This window comes from Martelella mediterranea, from assembly GCF_021021415.1.
GTDB lineage: Bacteria > Pseudomonadota > Alphaproteobacteria > Rhizobiales > Rhizobiaceae > Martelella > Martelella mediterranea_C.
This window is the reverse complement of sequence record NZ_JAINWJ010000039.1, coordinates 1-20,296: the sequence shown is the minus strand read 5'-3', so window position 1 is coordinate 20,296 and position 20,296 is coordinate 1. Positions and strand designations below refer to the sequence as shown.

General features: G+C 61.3%; 18 protein-coding genes and 1 pseudogene. 7 read left to right on the top strand and 12 right to left on the bottom strand.

Features of this window, described 5'->3' with window-relative positions; genetic code table 11:
* Positions 1-666, top strand: coding sequence for an RraA family protein (locus K7H91_RS18700; RefSeq protein WP_230721748.1), 666 nt, complete (start codon positions 1-3; stop codon positions 664-666).
* Positions 667-751: 85 nt separating this feature from the next.
* Here the strand turns inward: K7H91_RS18700 and K7H91_RS18695 are convergent, their stop codons facing one another.
* Complete coding sequence (locus tag K7H91_RS18695; protein ID WP_230721747.1) at positions 752-2,233, bottom strand: mannitol dehydrogenase family protein; 1,482 nt, start codon at positions 2,231-2,233, stop codon at positions 752-754.
* A 210-nt stretch (positions 2,234-2,443) separates the two neighbouring features.
* On the opposite strand from K7H91_RS18695, the gene K7H91_RS18690 reads away from it, so the two are divergent.
* From K7H91_RS18690 to K7H91_RS18670, 5 genes are all read left to right on the top strand, one after another.
* Positions 2,444-3,469, top strand: coding sequence for an NAD(P)-dependent alcohol dehydrogenase (locus K7H91_RS18690; protein WP_230721746.1), 1,026 nt, complete (start codon positions 2,444-2,446; stop codon positions 3,467-3,469).
* Between the two features lie 91 nt (positions 3,470-3,560).
* Positions 3,561-4,859 carry an ABC transporter substrate-binding protein gene (locus K7H91_RS18685; protein ID WP_230721745.1) on the top strand — a complete coding sequence of 433 codons (1,299 nt, stop codon included), beginning with the start codon at positions 3,561-3,563 and terminating at the stop codon, positions 4,857-4,859.
* Between the two features lie 52 nt (positions 4,860-4,911).
* A complete protein-coding gene (locus tag K7H91_RS18680) occupies positions 4,912-5,781 on the top strand; it encodes a carbohydrate ABC transporter permease (protein ID WP_230721744.1) in 870 nt (289 codons plus the stop codon).
* Positions 5,769-6,584 (top strand): carbohydrate ABC transporter permease, encoded by an 816-nt coding sequence (locus K7H91_RS18675; RefSeq protein WP_230721743.1) that lies wholly within the window; start codon positions 5,769-5,771, stop codon positions 6,582-6,584. Before K7H91_RS18680 ends, K7H91_RS18675 begins: the two co-directional genes overlap by 13 nt.
* A gap of 22 nt (positions 6,585-6,606) precedes the next feature.
* The gene (locus K7H91_RS18670; protein ID WP_230721742.1) at positions 6,607-7,695 is read left to right on the top strand and encodes an ABC transporter ATP-binding protein; all 1,089 of its coding nucleotides are present in this window, start codon (positions 6,607-6,609) and stop codon (positions 7,693-7,695) included.
* 74 nt (positions 7,696-7,769) lie between these two features.
* Here K7H91_RS18670 and K7H91_RS18665 read toward each other — a convergent pair whose 3' ends face one another.
* The 11 genes and pseudogenes from K7H91_RS18665 to K7H91_RS18615 form a co-directional block, all read right to left on the bottom strand.
* Entirely contained in the window at positions 7,770-8,522 is a 753-nt protein-coding gene (locus K7H91_RS18665) for an IS6 family transposase (RefSeq protein ID WP_230721741.1), read from the bottom strand.
* 170 nt (positions 8,523-8,692) lie between these two features.
* Positions 8,693-9,760, bottom strand: coding sequence for a lactonase family protein (locus tag K7H91_RS18660; protein ID WP_230721740.1), 1,068 nt, complete (start codon positions 9,758-9,760; stop codon positions 8,693-8,695).
* Positions 9,760-10,452 carry an RraA family protein gene (locus K7H91_RS18655; protein WP_230721739.1) on the bottom strand — a complete coding sequence of 231 codons (693 nt, stop codon included), beginning with the start codon at positions 10,450-10,452 and terminating at the stop codon, positions 9,760-9,762. Before K7H91_RS18655 ends, K7H91_RS18660 begins: the two co-directional genes overlap by 1 nt.
* Before the next feature lie 15 nt (positions 10,453-10,467).
* Positions 10,468-11,259 carry an SDR family NAD(P)-dependent oxidoreductase gene (locus K7H91_RS18650; protein ID WP_230721738.1) on the bottom strand — a complete coding sequence of 264 codons (792 nt, stop codon included), beginning with the start codon at positions 11,257-11,259 and terminating at the stop codon, positions 10,468-10,470.
* A 2-nt stretch (positions 11,260-11,261) separates the two neighbouring features.
* Positions 11,262-12,518, bottom strand: a complete 1,257-nt coding sequence (locus K7H91_RS18645) for an AGE family epimerase/isomerase (protein WP_230721737.1) — start codon at positions 12,516-12,518, stop codon at positions 11,262-11,264.
* Between the two features lie 13 nt (positions 12,519-12,531).
* A complete protein-coding gene (locus K7H91_RS18640; protein ID WP_230721736.1) occupies positions 12,532-13,620 on the bottom strand; it encodes a mannonate dehydratase in 1,089 nt (362 codons plus the stop codon).
* 21 nt (positions 13,621-13,641) lie between these two features.
* On the bottom strand, positions 13,642-14,364 hold the full coding sequence (locus tag K7H91_RS18635; RefSeq protein ID WP_230721735.1) for a FadR/GntR family transcriptional regulator: 723 nt from the start codon (positions 14,362-14,364) through the stop codon (positions 13,642-13,644).
* Entirely contained in the window at positions 14,364-15,890 is a 1,527-nt protein-coding gene (locus K7H91_RS18630) for a sugar ABC transporter ATP-binding protein (protein WP_230721734.1), read from the bottom strand. Before K7H91_RS18630 ends, K7H91_RS18635 begins: the two co-directional genes overlap by 1 nt.
* A 16-nt stretch (positions 15,891-15,906) precedes the next feature.
* Positions 15,907-16,845 carry an ABC transporter permease gene (locus K7H91_RS18625; RefSeq protein WP_230721733.1) on the bottom strand — a complete coding sequence of 313 codons (939 nt, stop codon included), beginning with the start codon at positions 16,843-16,845 and terminating at the stop codon, positions 15,907-15,909.
* Between the two features lie 135 nt (positions 16,846-16,980).
* Positions 16,981-17,946, bottom strand: coding sequence for a substrate-binding domain-containing protein (locus tag K7H91_RS18620; RefSeq protein ID WP_230721732.1), 966 nt, complete (start codon positions 17,944-17,946; stop codon positions 16,981-16,983).
* A gap of 521 nt (positions 17,947-18,467) precedes the next feature.
* Positions 18,468-19,225, bottom strand: a pseudogene (locus K7H91_RS18615) (IS5 family transposase).
* A gap of 123 nt (positions 19,226-19,348) precedes the next feature.
* On the opposite strand from K7H91_RS18615, the gene K7H91_RS18610 reads away from it, so the two are divergent.
* Positions 19,349-20,272 carry an IS110 family transposase gene (locus K7H91_RS18610; RefSeq protein WP_230721731.1) on the top strand — a complete coding sequence of 308 codons (924 nt, stop codon included), beginning with the start codon at positions 19,349-19,351 and terminating at the stop codon, positions 20,270-20,272.
* Positions 20,273-20,296 lie beyond the last annotated feature (24 nt).

Below are 20,296 nucleotides of genomic sequence, written 5' to 3'. Positions count from 1 at the left end.
ATGTTCGACAAAACCAAATTCGATCTCGACGAACTGGCGGCGACGACCTATTCGGCCGTCTTCTCGGATGTCTGCGACCAGGCCGGCCTGCGCAATCAGACATTCGAGGCCGGGATGTCCAAACTCGCCGGTCCCGATAAGGTGTTGATCGGCTGGGCGAGGACGGCCATCAGCGTGCCGATCAACCATATTCCCGAAAGGCCCTATGGCGGCGAGATCGACTTCGTCGATTCGCTTTCGGTCGGCGATGTCGTCGTGCTGGATTGCTCCGGCCGCCCGGCGGCGGCCTGGGGCGAGCTGTTTTCCTCCGCCGCGACCGGCCGCGGCGCCCGCGGCGCGATCATCGACGGCCTGATCCGCGACAGCGAGAAGATCGATGCGCTTGACGGGTTTCCGGTTTTCGGTCGCGGAACCCGGCCCACCGATGCGCTCGGCCGCGTCGGCATCCGCGAGTATGACTGCCCGGTCACGCTGTACGGCTGCCCTGTCTTTCCGGGGGACCTGATCGTCGCCGACCGCGACGGCGCCTGCGTCGTTCCCCAGGCACAGGCCGAGGACCTGATCGCGCGGGCGGTCGGGAAGGCGTTGGTCGAAAACGAGGCGCGCGACCTCCTGCTGAACGGCGGCTATCTGCGCGAGGTCTGGGAAAAGTACCGGGTTCTCTGAAGAGCGCCACCGGCAGCCGGCATCGCCTCGCCGGCGTTGCCGTCAAAGCGACGGGCGGCCAGATGACGAAGGCCGCCCGTCGGAGTTACAGCGCTCCGCCGGCGACATAGCGCTCCATGGTGGAGCGCGTCCCGCGCGACCAGATGCTTTCAAGCGCCGCGGCGAATGCCGCGCGATATTGCGCAAAGGCGGCCACCTCTCCGAAGATATCGCCCATGGCGAGGAACGCGTCGGGATCGTTCCGCGCCGCAAGCGCCGTGGTGCGCATGCGGTCCCAGTTGGGATCGTTTGCCTCGACCGTCCGGCCGCTTTCGGTGGTTCCGGCGCAATAGCGGCACCAGAATGCCGAAATCAGCGCCAGCCCGGAAACCGGCCGGCCGGCCCGCAACGCCGCAAGGGCGGTCGGCAGCACATATTGCGGCTGCCTGTTCGAGCCGTCGAAACAGACGCGCCGGTTGGTATCGCCCATCTTTGCATTGGCGAAACGGGAGATCACCTGTCGCTTGTAGCCGCCGAGGTCGGTATCCGGGACGGGCGGAACCAGCGGCATGATTTCTTTTTCCTGCAACCGGTCGAAGTAGCGGGAAAAAAGCGGATCCTGCATGGCCTCGTGAACATATTCCATGTCGAGCAACGCCCCCGGATAGCTGATCGCCGCGTGGCCGCCGTTGAGGATGCGGATCTTCATCAGCTCGAATGGCGCGACATCCTCGACCATCGTAACGCCGACCTTCTCCAGCGGCGGCCTGCCCGCCGGAAAGTGGTCTTCCACCACCCATTGCCGAAATCCCTCGCAGAAAATTGGCGCCCGGTCGTCAATGCCGAATTCCGTGCGCAGCCGCTCGCGCTCGCGCTCGCCCGTCGCCGGCGTGATCCGGTCGACCATCGTGTTGGGGCAGGCGAGATCGCTCTCGACCCAACGCCCGAATTCATCGTCGACCAGGCGGGCGAAGGCGCTGAGCGCACGGTGCGTGATTTCGCCATTGCCGGTGATGTTATCGCAGGAAAGCACCGCAAACGACAGCAGGCCTGCCGCGCGGCGAATTTGCAGCGCCCGCAGGATCAGCCCGAAAATCGTGCGCGGATGATCGAAATCGGCCAGATCGGCGACCACGGCCGGGTCATCTGAATTGAAGCGGCCGGTTGCCGGATCGATATGGTAGCCGCCCTCCGTGATGGTCAGCGATACGATCCGGATTCCGGGCTCGACCAGCCGCGCCAGGACGAGGTCCGGCCGTTCCGGATCGATAAAGTCGATCATCGCAGCGGTAATGCGGGCGTCCGTCTCCCCGGCGTCCTGGGCGACGACGGTCGTCAGATAATCCTGCGCTTTCAGCCTTTCCCGCATGGCGGTATCGGCAGGCCGGATGCCGGCGCCGACAATCGCCCAGTCGCGCCCCTCCCCGAGATTGAACAGATCGTCCAGATAGCAGGCCATGTGGGCCCGATGGAAATTGCCGACGCCGAAATGAACGATGCCGGCCCGCAGGTCTTCGCGTCGATAGCGTGGCACGCGCGCGTGTTCGGCCAAACGGTCGAGCCCGGTTGCGTTGAGCTTAATGATCATTCCTCTCCTCCTTGAATGCCCTGTCACTGATTTTGATGAGAATTTCGATCTCTTATGTTTGTCTATATAAAACATAAATCGATAATTTTGAACGCCTTAGGGGTATAAAAGCCGCTCCATGGACCAATTCACTTGACAGTTTCCCCGCCAGCATGTTCTCTTTTATAAAATGAGAGTTGGTAATATCAAATGATTATTTCGGAGGAGGGAATGGCAGAGAACAAGGCGGCGGTCTATCTCGGACCGGATTCGCTTGAGATTTCCGACTGGCCCATGCCCGTTGCGAAACCGGGCCAGGTCATTGTCGAGGTGATGGCCTGCGGCGTCTGCGGGTCCGATATCCATGTCTTCAGGCACGGCCAGATCGGCGACCTGAAGGTGAAACCGCCGCTCGTGCTCGGCCATGAATCCTCCGGCATCATCGTCGACGCCGGCGATGGGGTGGATCGCGCCCGGATCGGCGAACGCGTCGCCATCGAGCCGCAGGAAACCTGCGGACATTGCGCCGCCTGCCGTTCCGGCCATTACAATCTCTGCCCGGAGGTCCGCTATTATTCCGCCTTTCCGGTACATGGTGCGTTTCAGCGCTACGTCGCGATCGACAACCATCTGGCCCACGGGGTGCCGGACAGCGTTTCCTTCGAGGCGGCGGGATTGATCGAACCCGTTTCGGTCGTGCTTTGGGCCGCGCAGAAGGCGCGGATCATGGCCGGCGACCGCGTTCTCGTCACCGGGGCGGGGCCGATCGGCAATCTCGCGGTCCAGTTCGCCGATCTCAACGGCGCGACCGAAGTGGCCGTCGTCGACGTCGTGGCGGCCCGTCTCGATGCCGCGATGGAAATGGGCGGAACCCGCCGCATCGACAATTCCGACGGCGCGCTCGCCGGCCTGCACAGCGACTTCGATGTCCTGCTCGAATGCACGGGGGCGCCGGCCGTGGTCGCCGAAGCATTGCGCCATGTGCGCCCAGCCGGTCGCGCGGTTCTCGTCGGCATGGCGCCGGAGGCCAACGCATCGCTGCCGATCGCGCTACTGCAGGCGCGGGAGGTCGAGATCACCGGCACATTCCGCTTCGCCAACACCTATGAACGCGCATTGCGGATCGCCGCCTCCGGCAGGCTGCGGCTCGACGACATCGTGACCGACAGATTTTCCCTGGCCGAAACCGCCGCCGCGCTCAGAGCGCCGCAGGTTTCGACCAGCGTGATCAAGCCAATGGTCTACCCCGGCCGGTAGCTCCATTGGGGAGCGACAAAGGGGAATAGCCGGAACGGCCCGGGGATTAGGGAGCTCGGTGCCGTGCCGGTATAAGAGGAGGAGAGACGATATGAATACAACTGCAAGCGCATGGTTGCGGGGCACAGCGGTCGCCGGCGTGCTGGCGTTGACTGTGGGACAGGCGGCGGCGGCCGACAGCGGCGCCTGCATCGGCAAGGTGCCGACGCTGCGCGTTCTCGTCCAGCCCACGCCGTCGGTCGGGCTGATGGAGGAGCTGAAAGGCCAGTTCGAAGACAAGTGGGACACCAGCGTCGAATTCACGCGGCTTGGCGAAAACGAGCGGCGCGCCCAGGAGCGTCTCGATGCGTCGACCGGCGCCGGCGCCTATCAGGTTTACTATCTTGACGAAGCCAATGTGCCCGAATTCGCAGATGCCGGGTGGATCCTGCCGATACTCGACTACTATCCCGAGCACTACGACTTCGACGACTTCCTCAGCAGCCGCCGTGCCGTCGGCTCATGGGAGGGCAAGGATTATGTGGCGCCGACCATGGGCGGTGGCGACATTCTCTTCTATCGCAAGGATCTGTTCGCCGAAGCCGGCGTCGATGTGCCGAAAACCATGGACGAGATGGTGGCTGCGGCCGAGGCGCTGAACCAGCCCCCGGATCACTACGGCTGGGCCAATCGCGGACGCCGCGGCTCCGGCATGAATGTCTGGACCTGGATTCCCTTCTTCAAGGCTTATGGCGGCGAATGGACCGATGAAGACGGCGTGCCGCAGCTCAATTCGGAAGCAGCGGTGAAGGCCACGGAAACCTTCGTCAAACTGTTCGACTACGCCCCGCCGGGCGGGCGCACGGCGACCTTCGCCGAGCAGATGGAAGGCATGCGCTCCGGCCAGGTGGCGATGGTCTACGCCAACGAGATCTTCGCCCCGCCGATGGAGGATGAGAGCGTTTCCTCCGTCGTCGGCAAGATCGGCTACGCCCCGCCGCCCTCCCCGCTTCCCTCCGCGGGCTTCGGCCACGGCCTCGGCATTTCCGCCGAGGGCGCGAAATCGGAGTGCGAACGCCTGATCGCCGGTGAGTTCATTGGCTGGGCGACGAGCAAGGAAATGGAGACCGAGAGGATCGACCGCGGCATCACCTCCGATTACGCCCGCAAGTCGTCGCTTGACAATCCGGGTCTGACGGCATCGATGCCGCCCGATTTCGCCGAGGCGCTGAAGGGTTCGGCGCCGGTCACCTCGGTTCTGTTCTGGCGCATTCCGGAATGGCCGACGATCGGCGATGAGCTGGGTCTTGCGATCGAGGAACTGACGACCGGCACCCGCACCGACGTCCAGGCATCGCTCGACGAGGTCAATGATTTCGCCGTCCACCACCTGCGCCGTTCCAACCGTTGACAGGAAAAGACTGTCCGCCCCGAACGGGCGGACAGTCTTGCCGGTATCAAAAATGAACAGAAAACTCTTTGTCGCAGCCTGCATCCTGCCGGCAATGATCCTGCTGATCGTTCTGGCGCTCGCGCCGACGATCGGCGCGATCAACCTTTCGTTTCAGGATCGGTCGCTGCGTTTTCCCGACGGCATCTATATCGGGTTCGAAAACTATCAGCGGCTTCTTCACGACCGGCGTTTCCTCGGGGCGCTGAAAACCTCGGTGATATGGGAAATCGCGACCGTCGCCGGAACCATGATCGGGGCGGCCGGAGTGGCGACGCTGCTTTACGAAAAGACGCGCGGACAAGGCCGGAACCTGATCTGCCTCGTCCTGCTCCTGCCGATCCTGCTTCCGCGCGTGTCGGCCGGCCTGATCTGGCGGTTCATGCTGTCTCCCTCCATGGGACTGATCAATTATCCGCTGACCGGGATGGGCCTGCCGCCCGTCGACTTTCTCGCCAATCCATCGCTGGCGCTCTGGGCGGTCGCATTCGTCGATATCTGGCAATGGGCGCCCTTCTTTGCGGTCATCCTGCTCAAGTTGATGGAAACCCTGCCGAAAAGCCCGCTGGAGGCGGCAAGGATCGACCACGCCAAACCCTGGGAGATACACTGGTTCGTGGTGCTGCCGATGTTGCGCGGCCCGCTCATCATGCTCGGTTTCGTCAAGGCGGTGGAATCGCTGCGCTCGTTCGACCTGATCTACACGATGACGAATGGCGGCCCCGGCACCTCGACCGAAACCCTCGACCTCTACGCCTATAACCAGGGTATCGGCATTTCGGGCGAAACCTCTTACGCGGCGGCGATGAGCGTTCTGCTCATGGTGCTGACGATCGTCGTTTTCTCAATCATATGGAACAGGATGCGGCAATGGTCAGACTGATTTCCCGTATCGCCTCGACGCTGGTGCTGGCGGCGGTCATCATCATCACCGTGCTGCCGATTCTCTGGACGTTGCTCGGTTCTTTCAAGACCATGCGCGACATCACCTCGCGCGTGCCGAAATTCATCTTCAGCCCGACGCTCGAACATTTCGTCGGCGTGCTGAATACGCCGGCGGTCCAGAGCGGCATCGTCAACTCCGTCGTCATCGTGGGCTCGGCGCTGATCGTCGGCGCCGTCCTCGGCATCCCGGCAGCCTATGTGATCGCGCGCTACGACCCGCCTGGCAAGAACCACATGCAGTTCTTCGTCCTGTCGCTGCGGTTCCTGCCGCCGGTCGCGATCTCGATACCGCTGATGGCGATCTTCATCGATGTCGGCCTTTACGACACCGCTCTGGCGGTCATCATCGTCTATTCCCTGATCACCACCTCGACCATCATCTGGCTCAGCGTGCCGGCCTTCCAGCAGGTCCCGCCGGAACTTTCCGAGGCAGCGCTGCTCGACGGCTATTCCGACGGTCAGGTTTTCCTGAAGGTCGTCCTGCCCGTCGCAGCGCCCTCGCTTGTCGGTGGCATCCTGTTTTCGTTCATCGTCTGCTGGAACGAACTGCTGATCGCGCTCACTCTGACCTCGCGCAACAGCACCCTGCCGGTTGTTGCCGCAAGTTTTTCCAGCCTGGGCATGGAGGTGCCCTGGGGGCTCATCAATGCCTCGGCCATTCTTCTGGCGCTGCCGCCGTTGCTGCTGCTGGGCGGCATCCTCAACTTCATGAATCGCCTGCTGCGCCGCATCGCCGACTGAGCGGGCCACCGGAGAAAACACGTTGACCAATATTCAACTGAGATCCCTGACAAAGGCCTATGGCACCGTCGAAGTGATGAAGGATATCGAACTCTCGATCGATTCAGGCGAGTTCGTGGTTTTGCTCGGGCCTTCGGGATGCGGCAAATCGACGATCCTGCGCATGATCGCGGGCCTTGAGAGCATTACCTCCGGCGAAATGAAGATCGGCGACCGGATTGTCAACGCGGTGCCGCCGGGCGACCGCGGGATTGCACTGGTGTTTCAGAACTACGCGCTCTATCCGCATATGACGGCCTACAACAATATCGCGTTCAGCCTGCGCCGGCTGAAAACGCCGGCCGACGAGATCGAAACTCAGGTGCGCCAGGTCAGCGAGGTGCTGCATATCAACCAGCTTCTCGACCGCAAGCCGCGCCAGATGTCGGGCGGCCAGCAGCAGCGAGTCGCGATCGCGCGCGCGATGATCAAGAAGCCGAAGGTCTTCCTGTTCGACGAGCCGCTGAGCAATCTCGATGCGAAGCTGCGCGATCAGATGCGGCTGGAACTGAAGCGTCTGCACAAGCTCCAGCAAACCACCACGGTTTTCGTCACCCACGACCAGCTCGAGGCCATGACGCTCGCCGACCGGATCGTCGTCATGAAAGCGGGCGTGATCGAACAGGTCGGGACGCCGGAAGAAATCTATTATTCCCCCCGGACACTCTTTGTCGCGCAGTTCGTCGGCACGCCCAACATCAACATCTATCCGGTGACCGCACGGATGGATGGCTCGGTCCCCCGACTTGAAACCGGAGACGGACATAGCTTCGATCTCGACCCCAAACGCGCGAGCGGGCTTCACGAGGGACAATCCCTGATCGCCGGTTTCAGGCCGAGGGATTTTACCCTGGCGACGGCCGACGGCAAAGGCGCGATCGCCATGCATGTCGAACTGACCGAGATGATGGGCGACGAGACGCTGATCGAAGGCATGTTTGCCGGCGTGTCCACCCAGGTTCTGGTTCCGTATGCTACGAATGTCAGCGACGGAGACACCGTGTACCTGGTCCCCCGGACCGGAGCACTGAAATTGTTTGATGCAGAAAATGAAGTAGCGATCGGATCATGACCCAAGTGTAAGCGGCGGGGGCGTGTCGCAAAGTTAGGTTCGGCCCCGCAGTTTAACCCTAAATGGGGTACGCTTCATGCTTTGTTGACTTTTTGCAGTCCGAAAAGGCGCGCGAGCAGGTCGTTCTCGTCATTTACAGTCCAATCGCCAGTGAAGCCGAAGCCCTTCTTCAGCCAGAGCATCGCTTCAAAACCCGCAATCGTTCGGCGCGCCGTGTTGAAAGATTGGAAGCTGCCGATCTTTGGCATGTTCTTCTTCACTCGAAAGTGGTCACTCTCGATGCCTTGCTGGAGATGCTTGGTAACATAATGAACCGGATTCGGACGCAGGTGCCTGTCATCGACGGCCGTCTTGATCGTTGAGGGGAAGGTGTTGGCCCCATCGGTGCCGATCTTCCCCGGCGAAAGTAGCGGCTCGTCCTTGAGCATCTTTCGAAAGAATCGCTTCGCGGCATCAAGGTCGCGCTTCGTGGTGAGCAGGAAGTCAATCGGGTTTCCGTGCTTGTCGATGGCACGGTACAGGTAGCGCCACTTGCCGAGGATCTTGACGTAGGTCTCGTCAATCCTGACTGAGCCACAGTGGGGTCGTCGAAACTGCCGCAGCCGTTTCTCGATGACAGGCGCATAAGCCAAGACCCAACGGTTGATCGTGCTATGATCGACCTCGAAGCCGCGCTCCCGGAACATCTCTTCCAAGTCTCGGTAGCTAAGCGGATAGCGCAGGTACCAGGTCACCGCCTGCACGATGAGCCATGCCTCGAAATGCCGCCCTTTGAAATCGTTCTTCGATTGGCGCTTCAGTTTTTCGACGATGGCATTCAAAATCATGGTTACGCTCCGCTAAATCCGGAGCGAAATCTCCCCAAACTTGGTGAATAGCCCGTTAAACGCAGAAATTTGCGACAAGCCCCCCACGCGACTGTTATCGTTTGCATCGCTGTTTTCACGCCCTGCCCATGACAGGCAGCATGAGCTCGTCGCTTCCGGACAGATCGGATCTACGCGAAGGCGATGACGGCAGGAGCTCCCAGGTCGGGAACGGTGCCTATAGCGGCCAGCATTCCGCTTTCTGCATCGCGACGGAAGATGCAGACATTCCCACTTTGCTGGTTCGCGGCCAACAGGAATCGGCCCTCAGGCGACAGAGCGACATCCCTCGGCCATTCTCCGCCTGAAGAAACAGCGGCGACGACACGGGGCAAGCCGTCCGCATCGAGTGCAAGGCAGGCGATCTTGCCCTGGCGACGACCGGAGACATAGAGATGCCGACCGTCGGGAGATAGGCGGATAGCTGCTACAGTGCCGTTGCCATCTTCGGCATCAGCAAAAATGACCGTTTGTCGCGAGATCTCGAAATCATCGCCATTGCGTTTGAGCGTCACAATGGTTTCATCAAGCTCACAAGCCACATACAGAAAACGTAAATCGGTCGACAATACCATATGGCGCGGGCCACAGCCCGCCGGAAGAGCAATTCGGCGGCGGCGCCCCTCATCAATACCGCCGGTTGCCGGATCGAGCTGATAGACAAAGATGCTATCGAGGCCCAGATCGGCCACCAGTAGTTGCCGGGTTCCGTCGAAAAGGACGCAATGGGCATGCGGCCCCTCCTGCCTTGCAGTATATCTCCCCCGTCCGCTGTGCCGGACAAGGCTTATCGCCGGTTGAGGATCGCCGTTTTCGTCAAGCGGGAACAGCGCAACATTACCGCCGCCATACTGCGCAGTGGCAATCAACCACCCGGTTTCATCCAGCGCCAGATGACAGGGAAGATCGCCGGACACCGGTTGACATCCCGTCTTTTCGAGGGAGCCCTTCGACTTTCTGCGATAGGCAGCGAGGGCGGGCTGCCGGTCACCGAAAACCTCCCGGACGCAATAAAACCGGCTCCCGTCTGCCGATATCGCGATATAGGAAGGGTTGATCGCAGAAAGCGCCTCCTGCACTTGCGCGGCCCCGCTATCCCTGTCGAGTTCAATTACAGCGACGCCCGGCCCCGGCTGGCCGTGCCCGTCAAGCGGCTCGGTATAAGTTCCGATATAGACCTGCCAGGCCGGACAATCCATTACAGGACTCCGTAGGTAGCGAACGCCTGTTCCGCACTCATGCCGTTGCGGATCGCCTTGGCGACGGTGTTTTCGGTGGCAACCTTTTCCAGCGCGGCGGCAACCGCCTCCTGCTCGACCGGCTTCGGGATGACGAGGACGCCCTCGCGATCACCGAACAGCAGATCGCCCGGATTGATGCGGATGCCTTCGATCTCGATCGGTACACGATAATCAATGACCTTGCCACGCTGGCCCTGGTCCTGCGCATAAACGCCGCGGCAGAAGGTCGGGAAGCCGAGCGCCTCGATACCGTTAGAGTCGCGTACGAACCCGTTGAGCACCGCGCCCGCGGCGCGGAGATGGGCGGCTCGTGTCGACATCAGTTCGCCCCACAAGGCGTAATTGAACGACGAACCGCTGGCGATATAGATCTCGCCGGGCTTCAGGTCATCGAGCGCCCGCATCATCAGGCCGAAGGGAACAGCGCCGAGCGGACCATTCGAGGAAGCTGCGATCTCGTCGAAGACATCCGCCTCGAGCACGGGCATCGCCCGGCCAGCAACGCGCATATCGCTGCGCAGGGGCCCGATCGCCTGCGGCAGGAATTGGCGCCGGTAGCCCATCTTGTCGAGAACATCCCCGACGACGGCGGTAAACAGCTTCTCCTTCAATGCCGAAAACAGCGCGTCATCGCTCATATACTGATTCACGTCTTTTCTCCCTGTTCAGCCGCGCCTGTCCGGGCGGTCATCATATCGCACGAGATTTTTCATGTAGCCGCCGTCAACATAGATGTCGGTGGCGGTGATATAGCTTGCAGCGTCGGAACACAGGAACCGGACGGTTTCCGCGATATCGCCGGTATTGCCGAGCCTGCCGACAGGTATCCAGCCCTCGAACTTATCGCGTCCGAAGCCCTCGATCGCCTCGCGGTTCATGTCGGTCTCGATCGCGCCCGGTCCGACGCCGATGACCCGGATGCCGTGTTCGGCCCATTCGAGCGCGGTGCAGTGGCCGAGCATCTTCAATGCCGCCTTGGCTGCGCAATAGTGAGCGAGCCCTTTGCGCGGGACGCTGTCGTGGATGGAGGTGATGTTGATGATGACGCCGCCGCCTTTTTCGATCATCTGCCAGGCGGCATGCTGGCTGCACCTGAAGGGCGCGTTGAGATTGACGTCGATCACCGCCTGCCATTCGGCAACCGGCATATCTTCCGCCGCCGCCGTCGTCTCGAAACCAGCATTATTGATGAGAATATCGAGCGGTCCGACATCGGCAGCGGCGATGCCGGCGAACAGTTGATCGACGCCGTCGGGCTTCAGGAAATCCGCCGTGACGACATATGTCCTGACGCCGTGCTCTGCGGCCAGGTCCTCGGCGAAACTCCGAACCGCGTCCGTAACATTGCGGGCATGAATGACGACGTTGCTTCCCGCAAGGGCGGCGCTGATATCGTGGCCTATGCCGCGGGCGCCGCCGGTCACGAGCGCCGTCTTTCCCTTCAGGTCGGAGCCCATCGTCAGAGTCCCTTCGTCAGCAGGCCGTGGCAGACGCTGCCGGAGGTCGGCAGCATCGGGATCAGGCAGGCCTGAAAGGAATGATACATATCCGGCTTTCCGTACCAGGGGTCGGTGATCGGTGTCAGTTCGTCATCCAGTTGCGGATGCCAAGAGCCGTTTAGATGGTCGATCAGGTGGCTGTCGGCAAAGTCCCAGATGCGGCGGTACCAGGCCTCGTAGAAATCGTCGCCGTCGATCCGGGTCAGGAACGACGCAGCGCCGATGCCCTCGGCGCAGGGCCACCAGTAGCGATCGCGGTCGCGCGGCTTGCCCTGCCAGTCGAGGGTGAAATAGAAGCCGCCTTTTTCCGCGTCCCAGCCTTCTTCCGTAGCCTTGCGGAACAGCGTCTTCGCCGCATCGGGCAACCAGGCAGACTCGCGGCCCTTGAGCTCCCAGAGCTGCAGCAGCAGCCGCGACCATTCCAGCCAGTGACCGACGGTGGTTCCGAACGGGCGGAAGACGTCGCGGTCGTAATCCCGGTCGATCTGCCAGTTCTCGTCGAAATGTTCCGGCAATCGCCATTCATTGCCGGCGGTGATCCGGCCAATCAGAAGTTCGGCAACGGCGGTCGCCATTTCGAGATACTGGTTGTCGCCCGTCGCCTCATAGGCAGCCATGCAGGCCTCGGTGAAATGCATGTTCGAATTCTGGCCGCGATAATTGCTGATCGGAGACCAGTCCTCGTTGAACTCCTCGGCGATCGCGCCCTTGTTCTTCTCCCAGAACTTCTCGAGAATCACGGTCGTGGCGTCCGCGATCAGCCGATCGGCGTCGGGATGGCCGACCATCTTGGCACTGGCGCCAGCCAGCAGCACGAAGGCATGGCCATAGGCCTGCTTGCTCGCATCGGTCGGTCCGTTATAGCCGCTGCCCCAGTGATAGCCGCCATGCCTGCGGTCGCGATGGCCATTCCAGAGAAAGTCCATGCCGTGGTCGATATTGTCGGCAACGCCGGGCCGGCCCATGAGATGCGCGAGCGAAAAGCAGTGGACCATGCGCACGGAGGCAAACAGAGCGCGCGTCGGCGCTGGCCCCGGCGGCCAACCCGTGGGCAGCGGGTTGCCGTAATCATCGAGGTCGAAGAAACCGCCGCGCGGATTGACGGCGCCGGGATGATAGAAATCAATCAGCGCGTTGGCCTGGTCCAGAAGCCAGCTTCTGTGGCTCGTCGTTGTGGCCCATTTCGGGCCAGCGGCTCCATTGAGCGTTCTTGTCATAAATGCCTCCCTGTCAGGCCGTGGCGAGCAACGCGCGCATATAGCCGATCGCATAGGCCATGCCGGCATGCCACGGCGCGTCACAATGAATTTCAGGCGTGTGGTCCGGGATCATGACACCGGCAAAGCCGTTCACCTTGAGGATTTTCATGATCCGAGCCATGTCGATGTCTCCCTCATCGACGAAGACTTCGTGATAGTTCGGCACTTTCCCCTTCACGTTGCGGAAATGGATGTAGCCGATGCGATTTTCGCGGGCGAAGCGGGCGACGGTGTCGTAGACGTCGCCGCCGCTCATTTCCTGGACGCTGCCGAGGCACAGTTCCAGCGTGTTGGACGGGCTCGGATTGATGCTGACGAGCCGGTGGTATTTCTCCGGCTGGTTGACGAGCCTTGCGGCGCCGCGCAGGGCTTCCATCGGCGGGTCATCGGGATGGGCGGCGAGCCGCACGCCAACCTCTTCCGCCACCGGCAGGATTTCGTTGAGGAAATACGAGGCGCGCGCCCAGATTTCCTCCTGCGAGACCGGGGGCACCGTCTTGCCGGCCTCGCCGGCGGCATAGCGCATGTTCCAGACCATGCCGTCGGGGATCGGCTCGTCGGCATCGATCGCCCCGGCATCGAAGCCCACGCTTATCGCGCCGCCGCGCGCAAACGGACCGCGCACCCAGCCCCACACGCCGGCCACGGAGAAATTGTAGCCGAAGCAGGGCACGCCGGCGCGTCCGGCATCGCGGATCATCTGCTTCAGCGCCGCGAGCTGTTCGTCGCGCTTGGGGCCGCCGAGAAGAACATCCGACCACTGCTTAACCGCGAAATTCTCGATCGCCGCAAGCTTCAGCCCGTTGGCCTCCAGTTCGTCGATCAGCGCCCGGAAGGTGTCGTAGGTCCAGTAGCCGTCGACGGCCTGGCCCCAGCCGTCGCTGTCGCCGCGCGAGAGCGCGACCTGGCCACCGTCGTTGCTGGCGAGATAATTCTCCAGATGCACCACGATCTGTTCGACGCCGAGCTGGCGGGCAAATTTGTAATAATCGTCGTTCAATTGATTCCGATAAAGGCCGAGACCGATCTGCATTGCTTCCACGCTTGTCTGCTTGTTCAAGTTTGTATTGCCGTAACCGCGTCAGCTTTCGCCGACGAAGCGGCGGCCGAATTCCATGTGCTCGGAAAGAAGCGACGAATACGCGCCGACATCGCCGGTTCTGAGCGCTTCGAGGATATGGCGATGCTGGTTGACGGCCACCTCCGTGCCACGCGACCCCTTGCCGAGTTCCATCAGCCGCTTCATCGGTTCGGCCAGCACACGGTAGCTCCGCGTCAGGACCGAATTGCCCTCAAGGCTGACGAGATAGAGGTGGAACTCGAAATCCCAATGCGCCTGTTCGCGCAGGTCGGAGGTGCCAGCCATATTCCCGATCAGGGTTTCCAGGCGGGCGTAGTCGTCGTCTGCCGCCCGCGCGACGACATGGGGAGCCACGCCCATTTCGATCAGGCGGCGATATCCCTGAATGTCCTCGAACACGGTCGGCGTGATTTGCATGCCCGCAAAGGCAATGCCGACGATATGATCGATATTGGCCTGCTTGATCACTGTACCGTGGCGCGGCGCGCGATCGACGACGCCGTAGATCTCCAACACCTTGATCGCCTCGCGCAGCGTATTGCGCCCGACATTGAACTGCTGCGCCAGCTCCCGTTCGGCCGGCAGAACGTCGCCTTCCTTCAATATGCCCTGCTCGATCATCTTCATGATCGAGGAAACCATGTGATCGGTGTGGCCGCGCTGCTGCAAAGGTGCAACCGGCAGGCTGGCGAGCTTGTCACGCGGGGTCGACTTTTCGGCCATCAAGCTGATTCCTCCGTCGTTTCTTTCTCCATCCCCTCGTTGGCAGCCAGCAGGCGCGCCATAAGGCCGTCCATGCGCTCGTTGCCGGGATCGAATTCATCGACGATCCGCCCGTCGGCCATGATCACCACGCGGTGGCACAGAAGAAGGAGTTCCTCATATTCGGAGGATACGACGATGATCCCCTTCCCCTGGCGGGCCAGATCGCGAATGAGATCGTAGATCTGCTGCTTGGCCTGCACGTCGACGCCGCGCGTCGGCTCGTCGAGAAGCAGGATGTCGACCTCGGCATTGAGACAGCGGCCGAAAACGACCTTCTGCTGGTTGCCGCCCGAAAGGGTCTGGACCGGCAGGGCCAGATCGCTGACCTTGATGTCGAGCAGGTCGCGCGCATATTCGGCCAGCCGCCGTTCGCGCGCGGCCCGCAGGATGCCACCGCTCGCCACGCGGCCGAGCGCCGACATCGACAGGTTCTGCGATATTGGCATGCCGAGCACCAACCCTTCCGACTTGCGGTCCTCAGGAACGAGCGCCACGCCGTTCTTGAGCATGGTCTGGATCGTCGGGTGGCGGATCTCTCGCGCTCCGACGAACAGAACACCCGATTCCGACCGGTCGATTCCCGACAAGACGCGCAGGAACTCCGAACGTCCGGCGCCGAGCAGGCCGGCGATGCCGAGGATTTCTCCCTTGCGGATATCGAGCGAAATGTCGCGGACACGCGGTCCGGCGTTCAAAGTCCGGCATTCGAGAGCGATTTCGCTGCCCGGGGCTTGCGTCGTTCCGTGCTCGGCGACCTCGATCCCTTCGCCGACCATCAACTGCGCGATATGGCGCACCGGCGCCTTGGCGATCGGCAGGGTGTCGATCAGCCGTCCGTCTCTCAGCACGGTCACTGTGTCGGCCACGCGACCAATCTCGTCCATGCGATGCGAGACATAGATGACGGCGACGCCGTTCTCGCCGAGCCGCCGGACCAGACGCAGCAGCGCCTCCACCTCATGAGCCGGGAGCGAACTTGTCGGCTCGTCGAGGATCAGGACCTTCGGCTTCAACGCCAGGGCACGGGCGATTTCGACGATCTGTTGCTTGGCGATCGAAAGCTCGCCGGCGGCCATGTGAGGATCGATCGTCTCGCCCAACTGATCGAGCGCTTCGCGGGCCACGCGTTCGGCCGCGCCATTATCGAGGATGCCGCGGCGCTGCGGCCAATGGCCGAGCGTGATGTTTTCGGCAACGCTCAGGCCCGGAATGATCGTCAGCTCCTGATGCACGGTGGCGATGCCGGCGGCGGTCGCTTCGGCGGGCGTGGAAAACGAAACCGTCTCGCCATCCGCGCGGATCGTGCCGCTGTCGGGCGCAGTCGCGCCGCTGATAATGCGCACCAGCGTCGACTTGCCGGCGCCGTTCTTGCCCATCAGCGCACGGACTTCCCCGGCCTGAAGGTTGAAGGCGACATTGTCGAGCGCCTGCACGCCGGCAAACGCCTTGGATATTCCGGTAAGGTCAAGAACCTGCGGCGTCATCCTCTGTCCCTCCCCATCAGTCTTTCCGGGTCTCGCCAGTCTGAATATTGGCGATCAGGACCGCAAGCAGAACGATTGCGCCGCGCACGACGTCCTGCGCGAACGGGTCGACGCCCAGAAGCACGAGAATGTTGGAAAGCACGGTGATGAACAGCACGCCGAGAAAGGTGCCGGCGATGCCGCCATGGCCGCCGGCGAGGCTCGTGCCGCCGACGATCACCGCGGCGATGACCTCGAATTCGAGACCGGTGGCGATGTTGGCGTTGCCCGCCTCAAGCCTGGCGCTGAGCAGAATGCCGACGAAAGCGGCCAGCACGCCGGTGATGACGAAAATCAGGATGCGCACCCGGTCGACCGGAATGCCGGCAAGGCGTGCGGCCTTGGCATTGCCGCCGATTGCGTAGATCGAGCGACCGAACGTCGTTTTCCGGGAGACGAAAAAGGCGATCGCGAAAACCGCGAGCAGGATGATCACCTGAACCGGGATGCCGGCCATCCGTCCATTGCCGAAAAACCGCAGGACGGGGTTATCGATGACGATCGGCAGCGAGCCGGTAATGATCTGCGCCAGCCCGCGCAGCGCCAGATAAAGCGCCAGCGTCGAGATGAAGCTGGGAACGCCGAAAAACACGCGCGCAAGCCCGGTCAGAAGGCCCGAAACCATGCCGACGACAAGAACCGCGAGGATGGCGACCGGCAGTGGGTAGCCGAGCTTGGTCATCATCACCCCGAGAAGGGCGGAACTGAGCGCGACCAGCGAACCGACGGATATGTCGATCTCGCCGGCGAGGATCACATAGGTCATGCCGCAGGCGATGATGCCGACAAAGGCGGCCTGACGGAGAATATTGAGCTGATTGGGCACGCTCAGGAACGCAGGCGACAACAATGCGCCGACGACGAAGAGCACGACGAGTCCGGCCAGAAGCCCGGTGCGGGACAGTCTTTTCAGCATACGACGGCTGCCGGGACGTGATTGTGTGAGGGTATTAACAGACATCGGGTTCATTCCGTTTGGCGGTGCTCGTATCCCTTGCCGAAGAGGCCAGCTGATCCGGCCTCTTCGCCTGGTTTGGTGTTTCAGTCCGGTTTAGTTGGTCGAGGCGAGGTATTCCTCGATCACTTCCGGATTGTCGCGGGCAAACACGGTCGGACCGATTTCGACCTTGAACTGGTCGATCTTTTCGCCGTTCATCAGCTTGTTCACCATATCGTAGGCTGCCTTTCCGGTACCGGGTCCGTCCTGGCCGGCGGTTGCGATCAGGATCGGCGGCGTTTCGGACAGCCGTTTGGCAAGTTCCGGGCTGATGTCCTGGCCGAAGACGCGGATGCGCTTGGTCCAATTCGGATCGTTGCCGACGGCCGTCGTGATGCCGCTGGTCGAGCCGTCGGAACCGCCCCACATCAGGTCGATATCGGGATTGCCGGTCAGCATGTTTTCAGTGATCGTCGCCGCTTTATCCGGCGCCAGCGCGAGCTGCTCGTTCGGATAGGCCGCCGTCACGCCGCCATCGGCGAGCGCCTTCTTGAAACCGGCTTCGCGGTCCTGGCATTCGATGTAGGTGTTGCAGTGCACGATGCCGATCGTTGCCTTGCCGTCGCGGTTGTCGTTGATCCACTTGGCCGCATATTTGCCGATCTCTTCGCCCATGGCGTAGTGATCCGTGGCCACGAACCCTTCGACCAGGCTCTCCGAGGCATCGCCGAGGCACGTATTGAAGCATACGACCTTGACACCGGAATTAACCAGGTTGCGGATCGACGCCAGCGAGCCTTCGGGCGACGTCGGCGAAGCCACCACATAGTCGACCTGGCGGGCGGCATATTGCGACAGAAGCTGCGCCTCGCGCGCCGGGTCGTCGTTGATGATGGCCACTTCGACATTGACGTTGTCGCCAGCGGCTTCCTCGAAACCATGCTCGACGCCGAGCATGTAGGCATCGGCATGCAGAAGCATGAACACAACGGTCGGCTTGTCGTCAGCAAGCGCGTTGCCCGCCATCGCGGCAAAAGCAAATGTAGCCACGCACAGGGCCTGGCCTATTCTCTTCAACATAGCTGGATACTCCTCCTTATTCATTGGTAGGACCAATGAACCATTCAATACCGCCTAGAGGATTTGCTGTCAAACATGAAAGTGAAAGGCGACTAACATCGGCGCGGACGCTGACCTCAAAATACACCATAAATTACTGAATATATTGTATAATTATCAACATGTTCCGGTATGTATCGGATGGGGGGGAGCTTCAAAGTCAGCGTTTTCAGCGCATTGTCTTCGCAATTGCTTCCGTGACAGGCATCCAAATACGGGACCCCCGGAACAAACCCGAGGCTGCCGTAACTCCTTTGCAGCGGCAATCCCTTTGGAAGCCGATCACATCTCTGACGGGTTCCTTAATCCACGGCTGATCACACGGAGGAAGGCAGCCTGAAGGTGTTTGGCTGCCTTTCTCTATCAGGCAGCGGGGGCTTGCAGCACGACAGCACCGCTGTTTTGCGCATTCGGAAGGCCGGCGGGTGATGTCAGGTTAACCGCAGCTGAAAGATTTGCAGATATCTAGAGTCTGTGGACATTCATCGCAATGCGATGATTGTTGCAGCCAGGTTCCATGAGGCTTCATAGCTGGCATCCGTCTTGTCGTATCTTGTGTTGATACCTCTGAACTCTTTGATTTTGCTGAAATAGTTTTCAATCAGATGACGCCACTTGTAGGTTTCCTCATCGTGGGGAATGTGGACGCGACGATTTGTTTTCGCCGGTATGACGGCTTGTGCCTTGCGCGTGTCGAGGTCTTGTCGCAAGGAATTGGCATCGAATGCCTTGTCGGCAAGCATAGCGCCAAAATTCAGGCCGTCGATCAGGTCTGGCACACCAACGATTTCACTGCGCTGTCCGGGCAGCAACTTGAAGCGCGCCAGATTGCCCAACGCATCGGTGAGGGCGAGAACCTTGGTGGTCAATCCGCCTTTCGAGCGCCCGATGGCCTGATTGAGAGTCTCCCTTTTGCGCCAGTCGCCTTCTGGTGGACGCTGACGATCGTGCCATCGACAAGAACATATTCAAAGTCGGGGTCACCCGATACAGCCTCGAAAATCCGTTGAAACACGCCACGTTGGGCCCATCGACGGAAACGCCTGAACACACTGTTCCATTCGCCAAACCCCGATGGGAGATCCCGCCACGGGCCACCAACGCGCACCTTCCAGAGCACCGCCTCAAGAAACAGTCGGTTATCCCTTGCGGTCCGGCCTCGATCCCGGACGCTGCCGGGCAGCAACGGTTCTATAATCGACCAGCTGCGATCCGAGATGACAAAACGTTCGCTGCGCATGAAAGCCTCCTCAAAAGGAAGCTTGAGACCCCATGTCCGTGATCGGCATGGTGGCTCGCCTCGCAATATGTTGGCAACGAGGGTTAACTTTGCAGCCAGAGCCTCAAACATAGGAGACGAGCCGTGACCGATGATACAGCACTTTACGTTGGTTTGGATGTGAGCAAGGAAAAAATAGCCATTGGCCTGGCGGAAGCTGGCCGCAAGGGAGAGGTGCGTTACTACGGTGAAATCGCCAACCGTGCTGATGCGGTGCGCAAATTTGTCGATAGGCTTGCAGGACGTCACGGACGCCTGTGCCTTTGCTATGAGGCTGGCCCGACAGGCTACGGTCTGTATCGCCAACTTCGCGATCTTGGCCATGAATGCCTTGTCGTTGCACCATCGCTCGTTCCGACCCGTCCGGGACTTCAGGTCAAAACGGATCGGCGCGATGCTGTCGCGCTTGCCGCCTTGTTGCGTGCAGGCGAACTGTCATCCATCTGGGTTCCCGACGAGACGCATGAGGCCATGCGCGATCTTTGCCGGGCACGGGAAGCGGCCGTCTCGGATTTACGACGCGCCCGCCAGCATCTCTTGTCATTTCTGCTCAGGCACGGCAGGGTCTTCGAAGGTCGCTCCCACTGGAGCAAAGCTCATCGAAACTGGTTGGCGACACAGCGCTTTGATCATCGCGCGCAGCAAATTGCTATGGAAGAATATATTCGTGCCATTGAGCAGATCGAGGAGCGGCGCGACCGGCTGACACGGCAAATGGTGGAGCTCTTGCAGGATTGGTCGCTTAACCCGATCGTCGAAGCGATCCAGGCCCTGCGTGGTGTCGCGCAGATCTCGGCGATGACATTGGTATCGGAGATCGGCGACTTTAGACGCTTCAGTAATCCGCGTCAGTTCATGGCCTGGCTGGGGCTGGTTCCCAAAGAGCATTCGACCGGTGCCAGCGTGTCGCGTGGGTCGATCACGAAGGCCGGCAACATCCGTGCGCGACGCATGCTGGTCGAAGGCGCTTGGACCTACAGACTGCCCGCGCGGGCGTTGTCACGTTAAGTTTGGCAGGCTGAGAAGGGCCGG